Below are 7,297 nucleotides of genomic sequence, written 5' to 3' on the forward strand. Positions count from 1 at the left end.
CGGCCCCCAGATCGTTCCGAAGGGCATCTATCAGCATGATATTACTCCTGGGGGAGCCCACTCGAAGATAACGCGCACAACCCGACAACTCCTGTAACTGCCAGTCCCATCCAAGGGTGATGGCGGGCACCGTCTCGCTGACCCATTCGGTATATCCAGTGATACGGGTCTGGATAGCCCCATCATGAAGAGATGCGGGATCTTCCGGGTCCAGCCCCGACCACAGATGCCGCAGTGCGATGGCCTGGAATTGATCCAACGTGAGACGCACATAACCGTCAGGGGACAACTGCAGGATCCCATAGCTGTTCAACTCTACCCCAGTTCCAAAGTGTAATGTCATGCTTACATGCCGGAAGATTTTGGTCCGATACAGGCTACTAATTCGCCTTATAATTTGCTAGTGTAAACCTTGACAGGCAGGCAGGGACGATCTCAGGAGGCATGTTTGGAGCCCTGGAAACAAGATCTTATGCACTCATTCAAGCCCATCAAGTGCGAGCAGCAGGTTCTCGCCATGGCAGCAGAGTTGGCGCGAGGGCTGGGTTTCGACTACTGCACCCACGGCTTGCGTGCGCCGATCCCCTTGACACGCCCCAAAACCGCCATGTACAGCAACTATCCCTTAGCTTGGCAGGCCATATACCAAGAGAAGCAATACTTGGTCATTGACCCCACGGTACAGCAGGCTATTCATTCGCTGGCCCCCGTCTTCTGGTCTGACAGCCTTTTTGCGTCAACGCCAGAACTGTGGGAGGAAGCCCAGTCATTCGGGCTGCGGGCCGGTCTCGCGCAAATATGCCGCGATGCTAGTGGCATGATCAGTCTGCTGGTCCTCGCGCGATCTGGAGAGTCCGTCAACGCTGCGGAATGGCAAACAAAGGCGTCCCACATTCTGTGGCTAGCCCATGCCGTCCACCTGAGTATGACTCGCATCGTTGCACCAAAACTCATGCCAGCACTGGCTGTGGAGCTAAGCCGACGGGAGACCGAGGTGCTGCGCTGGACCGGTGACGGTAAAACCTCCGGCGAGATCGCCGACATCCTGCAACTCTCAGAGCGCACGGTCAATTTTCATATCAGCAAAGCTATTGCTAAGTTACGGGTGAACAACAAAACCGCAGCAGTTCTCCAAGCCTCGATGCTGGGTCTTCTGTGATGCTGACCCGTGACACTGCGCAACTGCAAGCGCGAGGATCTTCTTCTGTGTACCTGTCCTGGTGGTCTCTCTGCCTCAAGGGTAATATTGGAAGATTCCACCCAATATTGGAATTTCCCAGTATGAACTATTAAAAGATTACGCGGTAACCACCATGGTCTTTTCCATGGATGGGGAGCGTATGCGCATCAATGTGTTGCCGAAAGCGACAGAAGGCAAAAGCGACCCGATACCTTTGTCATTGTGTGCGAGTCCCGCTGAACTGAATGTCGGTTTTATGGACGCCATGAAATCTTATCGTGAACGCATTGCATCACTGGCCGAACAGGTGGCTGAATTCGAAAAACAGGCCCAAGCAGCAGCTAAAGAAGCCGCTGAAAAAGCCAAAGCGAAGACGGCCACTCCCGCTAAAACCCCCGCCAAAAAGCCGGAACCTGCCGCTGCCCCGCAAAAGGCAAAACAACCGGCTGAAGACCTTGGCGATCTATTTTAAGGAGATATGGCATGATCGAAGTTGAATCCATTACCCGCGTTTTCAAATACAACGGGATTTCCTTGCCGGATCCCAATCCGACGCTACCCATCGAAACTGTCCGCTCTGTGTACGCCCATCAGTATCCTGAACTCGGATCTGCCGATGTGCAGTCCGAAATCAAGGGCAAAAAGCAGATCGTGACCTTCCAGAAAGTGCTTGGGCACAAGGGATAATCCCATGGCCTCGCTCCTGGAAAGACTCAACGGAGCCCCCGAAAAGGGGGCTACCCCGTACCCCAAACTGACAAAGGAGATGCAGCAATGCGCCTATTCTCTGGAAAGAATGGTAACGCGCCCCGACTGGCGTGCCCAACATCCCCTACGCAAGCCGAAACACGTTCTGTCACACCTGCCGCCCATGTTCTGAGCTTGCCCAGCCTGTCTCCAGAGATTCCGTGGATTTACTCGGAATCGTGCAATGCCAAAATCCTGAATTTAGGCAAATCACTCATGGAGATAGGGGTAAAGCTGGAGGACTCGGAAAGCCAATCTATTCAAGAGATTGTGCATACAGCAACCGAAAAGTTCATGGATGAGATTTTTGGTCATCACCTCGATGATTTACACATAGAGGAAAATGAGGGTGATGACACGTTAATCTTGACGTTTTCATTACCGCTTGAAGATGCACCGACATTCGTTTGCCATGAAAAGCTACAGGCCATGCATCAAAAAGCGAATGGTTTGGTGGAATACGCCCTAAACACGCTCTATCGATCCCCTATCTCCGTGATGACACCCGGAGATCTGATGGGTGTCATAGAGATGGTTGAGTGGCTTGGTAGCGATGACGAAACCGAATACCTCCTGGAAATGGAAGCGGACGGCATCCCTGAAGAGGACGTGAACGTACTTCGCAAAACCGATGTGCTCCAGGTCATCCCGCAATGGACTCTGGACGCCTGCTATGCAAAAACGGACCTCAGAATCCAGGTCAAAGAAAAATCCCTGAATCGGCAAGAAAGGGAACTCCTGAAACTGCTGGACCAGCTTTCACAAATGACGCCCGTCAAAATACCATCGAAACCCAATCGGTACGAAAAGTACGGATTGACGCAAGGTTATAGCCAATTTGCCGGCATCATGTTGATGGATAACGGAGAGCCAGGCGGCCTCTGTTACCAAATGCTGGACCACCTGTATCAACGCGGCATGGAGAGTGGAGAAGCCGAAGACAACGCCGTTTTCATGCTGGATATCACACCACAAGAAAATGTACGTGACTGGGTAGAATTGTTGCAGGACTGCAGCACCATTTTAACGCTCATTCACCGTATATTGCCCTTTCTCGGAGAAAAACTATGAACACCAGTTTTCATATCGAAAGCCACAGCATGCAGTTGCGTTCTGCCATCCTCCTGTATGGAAATGGGGGTCATGTAGACTATGCCACACAGCATCCTGTTGGTCAGAATTCAGACAACGCGCCCGTCATTCTCCCGGGTTCTGCGTTAACGCAAGAAGAGCTTGCCAGTGCGTATCAAGCCTTACTGGGGAAGACGCCCTTACAGATGTTGGATAATCGCACCTTAGCGTTCAATGTATCCACTTTGGTGTTCTGGTCAGAACCCCAGGTCCGGACCACCTATTTTGATTGTCCGGAACCGATGGGCAAAAGATCCGGCCCCGTGCCGCATCCCGGTCTCGTATTTGTTTGGCAAGATCATGGATTGTCCGTGTTTGCTGTCAAAGGGCGTAAAAGACCGTCCTTGAACACGCCCCTGTTTAAGGCCCCTTACATGAATGTGTATGCTGGGGGTTCAATTTGCATGGGCAATGTGAAGGTTCCCAAACCGGAACCCGGCAATATATCGGCTTGTGAAGCGGCCTTTTTTCAATCCCGTTTTACCCATGCGAATCACGCCACGCAGGTCCAGTATCCCGGCGGCATTTATACTTTGTGGGTGGATCTTCTGGCGTCCAAAGCGAATCGCTTTCCAGAACAAGCCCTGGCACCCATGGAACCGGTTCATGGCAAGCAGCAATTCACCATGGCCGACCTTCTATCCAAAGCGGGGGATTTGTCATGACGCATCGTTATCTATTTCAAAAGCCTAACGATGGCAGTTTCTATGCGACCCCGACCATCGTAGTCATAGGGGCCGGTGGTACCGGTTCGCAATTATTAACGGGACTCTCCAGAATGGTTGTCGCACTTCAAAGCCTCAACATGGCAGCCCCCGAGGTGATTGTGTGTGACCCGGATACGGTGAGTAGAGCCAACGTGGGACGGCAACTGTTTTCACCGTCAGACATTGGGCAATCAAAAGCGCATACGCTGGTAAACCGAATCAATCAGTATTTCGGTTTAAACTGGCAGTCTTATCATGGCAAATTCACACCTAAAATAGCCAAGTCCAGAGTCATATACATTTCCTGTGTGGACAGTCGTAGTGCGCGCCAGGAAATCTACGAGGCCATCAAGGAAAGCGCTTCGTACTGGCTAGACTTAGGCAATAACAACCACTCAGGGCAGGCGATATTGGGAAATTCCGATTTTCATAAACGGAACCCCTCTGCAAAAAGAAAGTATTGCCTGCTACCGACCGTTGCCGATCTCTTCCCGGAAATCATGGATGCTTCCATAGCGGAAGACGAGGATACCCCGTCCTGCAGCCTGGCAGAGGCCTTGGTCAAGCAGGATTTAATGGTGAATCAGACGGTAGCTACCCATGCCCTGGAATTGTTGTGGCAGCTGTTAAGGCATGGTGAGATCCATTATCACGGTTTTTTCTTTGATAACCGTAACTTCTCCCTCCAATCCTTGCCCATTGACCGCGACCATTGGAAACGGCTGATGAAACAGGCCAAAAAATATCGAAAACCAGTCAGCGCGCAAGCGGCCTGACCCAACCCATTACCCACTCCCCCGCTTGCGGGGTTTTTTCCATGGCATTCCACGAGTGCCATCGAACAAACCAGCAAGTTTTTTGGCAAAAGCCACGGCACGCACCGCTATGCGTTTTCCACTATCTGTTCGGGTATCTATGAACCTGACAATCCAAAAACTGCGCGCATTGCTGCGCACATAGCACTCCCCTTGTTCAACATTTATCGAGGACTGAACCATGGAAAATTGGACATTGCATTACAAGAACACGGTGTATGGTGTTAACAACGGCAAGGTCACGGAACACATCATCGCCTCCGGACTGAGCATGCATGATGCCCTGCAACTCCAAAGCCAGGGACTCCTGTTTCCCTCAGTGAATGCAGCGCGGGCTTATATCGAAAAAACCTGTGCTTCACGGGAACAGAATAACCCCACAGACCGTTCTTAAACCCAGGAAGAATCACCATGAAAAAAGGAGATCAAATATGAATCATATCCTTATATGGTCTGTCATCTTGCTTTTCAGTATGCAGGCCATTATCGCTGTCGGGATTATTCGGGTTGTTTCTGAAGACAGCCTGATAAAGAAAATTGCTTTAGGCGTTGGTATCGTTGATATATTCGTCTTTCTTACATCAATGATAGAGGTCATATACGCTGCATTTGGCGTACCTGTTGGCCCAATGCGGTTACTCATCAATCTGGGAGCGACGGCTACCACTATGGTTATTTTTTGGAGCCTACGTTCATGGCAGGAGAAAAACCATGAACGCCCATGAAGCTAACGACCTCTTTATGTGGGCGATGCTCATCCTGTTTTGTACGGGATGGGTATTCGCCCTGCTTATCGGCCTCTCCGCCGATCATTTCCTCAAGAAAGGAGACCGCAAATGAGTACCACCTACACCTGCAAACGGCAGGCCAACGTGTTCCTGAACAAAGACGGTGAACGCATATTCATCATGAATGAGGTGACCTATGACAGTAATGTGTTCCCGCATACGCCGAGAATACACGTCTTCCATATTGGCGACCTCAAAAGCACGATGGAGAAGATCTTTTCCTATGCTGCTGATGTGGAAGGGGGCATGTTGGCCAGCCCCAACGGTCGATTAACCCCGGAGGGATACATCAAGTCGTGGATTGAATGCATCAAGCGGCCTTACTTCTATGATCCTGAGCAGCCGTTGGATTTTGAGTTTTACCGGCTGTATCCAGGCATCAAAAGGGGGTTTATTGAGGCTGTAGAAGAACGTGGAACACCGAAAACGGTCCTGAATCATTATGATTTAGCGATAAAATTTCACGCTTATTCAAGCATCCCAAAAACTTTTTCCAACGACGGATACCCGTATGTTGGAGAATCCACAATTACCGGATACATGCCTAACAAATGCCATGAAACGCCTCCGCCACATCCAACCCACTTTATCCGGCTGGATGATAAATATGAGCCCTATTACATCCAGATGGATGAAAACGGGGTGGGTATCTCTGCACCTGTATGGCCTTACCGAGCTATCGGGCACTACATCGAAAGCCTATATGAGCAGGAGTTTTCACACCCTGGTTCGTATAAAGCGTGTATAACGTCATTCCGGGATTTCCTGAAAACCCTGCCCGAAACCAACCCAGGCAACGTTCTGTGCGTCGTAAAGCCCATTGAATCGTCCGACGATGAATACATGGCCAAACGAAAGCGGGAACTGATCGATGAATATGGTAACGGTTCGTTTGATTTGGAATCTGTACCATCGGACAAGCGCTATTACATCTTCAATGGGCCTGTGCGATTCACGCTCAAGGACACCTCAGACTGGATGGCACATGGTTACGGCAGCAGTCAGCCCGTTCAAGTGCAAGAATCACTGTTCTTATGACATCAGGCGATTGCTAACCAAAGTCATTTGATACTGAAAAAACACCCGCAAGTATCCACTTGCGGGTCTTATCCATGCGTAACAACAAAGGAGATTATTATGCAAGCCATTGGCGTAGAAACGTCTACCACCGCTGACATTGACCCTGGCTTTATTACCCGCGTCATTTCCGTCTTGAATAAAGACGTCTACGGCGACCAAGAGTTACAAATGTCACATACGCTGCTTCAATTGCAGCAAAAAGCCGCAGAAGAAGGCGCCGAATACATCACCGGCATCCGCTTTATGGTGGTGCCAAGCCATGACCATCCCGGCGTCATGCTGATGGCGGCTTACGGAACCATCAGCCTACATTGATGCTTTGTATCAATTGTACGATTTCTTCAATACCCATGACTAATTGATTTGACCTGCCTGCCCCTGTTTTCTACAGGGGCAATACGCATAGTATTCATACCAAAATCCTGCATTTTGTTATGAAGATTATTCCTGTGACCAGCACATTCAACTGGATACCACCTTATCGGTTTTTCTATATCCGATAGATTTTTCAACACACTGCCACCGCAGTTTCTTTTAGCGCCCACGCGCGCATCATGCACAAGGAGTCAAATATGGAACGCGAAGCGTTTTCAATGCCTGAATCCATCATCAGCATGGAAGATGACACCATTCGTGTCGGGCAACTGGTGTACTCAGGGAATTTGTTTTCCCAAGAATACGGCATCATCACGGCTATCCACGGTGAACAGACGCATCCGCAAGGTTTTGGATTGGTTCTGAACACCACCAAAATGGCCGAGCTTGATATCGTCTTTTCATCAGGGGAACGGTCTTATCACGTCCCTGAAAATGTCATCAGACACCTGCCATGGAAGCTATTTGGCAATA

The 7,297-nt window shown here is 50.0% G+C and carries 13 protein-coding genes; 12 read left to right on the plus strand and 1 reads right to left on the minus strand.

Translation table 11 applies throughout. The annotated features are described in order from the left end of the window. On the minus strand, positions 1–343 hold a 343-nt coding region (locus AC2VLY_RS05985), incomplete at its 3' end, for a DUF4902 domain-containing protein (RefSeq protein WP_486921932.1). Between the two features lie 129 nt (positions 344–472). Between AC2VLY_RS05985 and AC2VLY_RS05990 the strand changes: the two genes are divergently transcribed. The 12 genes from AC2VLY_RS05990 to AC2VLY_RS06045 all read left to right on the plus strand — a co-directional run. Next, positions 473–1,159 carry an autoinducer binding domain-containing protein gene (locus tag AC2VLY_RS05990; protein ID WP_486921933.1) on the plus strand — a complete coding sequence of 229 codons (687 nt, stop codon included), beginning with the start codon at positions 473–475 and terminating at the stop codon, positions 1,157–1,159. Between the two features lie 112 nt (positions 1,160–1,271). Further along, on the plus strand, positions 1,272–1,652 hold the full coding sequence (locus tag AC2VLY_RS05995; RefSeq protein WP_486892552.1) for a PRTRC system protein E: 381 nt from the start codon (positions 1,272–1,274) through the stop codon (positions 1,650–1,652). An 11-nt stretch (positions 1,653–1,663) separates the two neighbouring features. Beyond that, complete coding sequence (locus tag AC2VLY_RS06000) at positions 1,664–1,867, plus strand: PRTRC system protein C (RefSeq protein ID WP_031573240.1); 204 nt, start codon at positions 1,664–1,666, stop codon at positions 1,865–1,867. Between the two features lie 87 nt (positions 1,868–1,954). Continuing rightward, a complete protein-coding gene (locus AC2VLY_RS06005) occupies positions 1,955–2,998 on the plus strand; it encodes a hypothetical protein (RefSeq protein ID WP_031573243.1) in 1,044 nt (347 codons plus the stop codon). After that, positions 2,995–3,723: a PRTRC system protein B gene (locus tag AC2VLY_RS06010; RefSeq protein ID WP_051690655.1), complete on the plus strand. Its 729-nt coding sequence runs from the start codon at positions 2,995–2,997 to the stop codon at positions 3,721–3,723. The genes AC2VLY_RS06005 and AC2VLY_RS06010 overlap by 4 nt, the downstream gene beginning before the upstream one ends. Continuing rightward, a complete protein-coding gene (locus AC2VLY_RS06015; RefSeq protein WP_142086247.1) occupies positions 3,720–4,541 on the plus strand; it encodes a PRTRC system ThiF family protein in 822 nt (273 codons plus the stop codon). The genes AC2VLY_RS06010 and AC2VLY_RS06015 overlap by 4 nt, the downstream gene beginning before the upstream one ends. Before the next feature lie 220 nt (positions 4,542–4,761). Then, entirely contained in the window at positions 4,762–4,974 is a 213-nt protein-coding gene (locus AC2VLY_RS06020) for a hypothetical protein (RefSeq protein ID WP_031573263.1), read from the plus strand. A 37-nt stretch (positions 4,975–5,011) separates the two neighbouring features. After that, a complete protein-coding gene (locus tag AC2VLY_RS06025) occupies positions 5,012–5,305 on the plus strand; it encodes a hypothetical protein (RefSeq protein WP_031573264.1) in 294 nt (97 codons plus the stop codon). Beyond that, positions 5,292–5,420: a hypothetical protein gene (locus tag AC2VLY_RS06030; protein ID WP_254892640.1), complete on the plus strand. Its 129-nt coding sequence runs from the start codon at positions 5,292–5,294 to the stop codon at positions 5,418–5,420. Before AC2VLY_RS06025 ends, AC2VLY_RS06030 begins: the two co-directional genes overlap by 14 nt. Continuing rightward, positions 5,417–6,406 carry a hypothetical protein gene (locus AC2VLY_RS06035; protein ID WP_153940742.1) on the plus strand — a complete coding sequence of 330 codons (990 nt, stop codon included), beginning with the start codon at positions 5,417–5,419 and terminating at the stop codon, positions 6,404–6,406. Before AC2VLY_RS06030 ends, AC2VLY_RS06035 begins: the two co-directional genes overlap by 4 nt. 99 nt (positions 6,407–6,505) lie before the next feature. Further along, complete coding sequence (locus AC2VLY_RS06040; RefSeq protein WP_024894190.1) at positions 6,506–6,763, plus strand: hypothetical protein; 258 nt, start codon at positions 6,506–6,508, stop codon at positions 6,761–6,763. A gap of 257 nt (positions 6,764–7,020) precedes the next feature. Then, positions 7,021–7,297 (plus strand): hypothetical protein (locus tag AC2VLY_RS06045; protein ID WP_486921934.1); only part of this gene is annotated, 277 nt, incomplete at its 3' end.

It is taken from the genome of Acidithiobacillus sp. TH-A36, from assembly GCF_057473445.1.

Excerpts from the sequence above, each read along its gene's own strand:
- AC2VLY_RS05990 (WP_486921933.1), top strand. The coding sequence starts at position 473 with ATGCACTCATTCAAGCCCATCAAGTGCGAGCAGCAGGTTCTCGCCATG.
- AC2VLY_RS06000 (WP_031573240.1), top strand. The coding sequence starts at position 1,664 with ATGATCGAAGTTGAATCCATTACCCGCGTTTTCAAATACAACGGGATT.
- AC2VLY_RS06005 (WP_031573243.1), top strand. The coding sequence starts at position 1,955 with ATGCGCCTATTCTCTGGAAAGAATGGTAACGCGCCCCGACTGGCGTGC.
- AC2VLY_RS06010 (WP_051690655.1), top strand. The coding sequence starts at position 2,995 with ATGAACACCAGTTTTCATATCGAAAGCCACAGCATGCAGTTGCGTTCT.
- AC2VLY_RS06015 (WP_142086247.1), top strand. The coding sequence starts at position 3,720 with ATGACGCATCGTTATCTATTTCAAAAGCCTAACGATGGCAGTTTCTAT.
- AC2VLY_RS06020 (WP_031573263.1), top strand. The coding sequence starts at position 4,762 with ATGGAAAATTGGACATTGCATTACAAGAACACGGTGTATGGTGTTAAC.
- AC2VLY_RS06025 (WP_031573264.1), top strand. The coding sequence starts at position 5,012 with ATGAATCATATCCTTATATGGTCTGTCATCTTGCTTTTCAGTATGCAG.
- AC2VLY_RS06030 (WP_254892640.1), top strand. The coding sequence starts at position 5,292 with ATGAACGCCCATGAAGCTAACGACCTCTTTATGTGGGCGATGCTCATC.
- AC2VLY_RS06035 (WP_153940742.1), top strand. The coding sequence starts at position 5,417 with ATGAGTACCACCTACACCTGCAAACGGCAGGCCAACGTGTTCCTGAAC.
- AC2VLY_RS06040 (WP_024894190.1), top strand. The coding sequence starts at position 6,506 with ATGCAAGCCATTGGCGTAGAAACGTCTACCACCGCTGACATTGACCCT.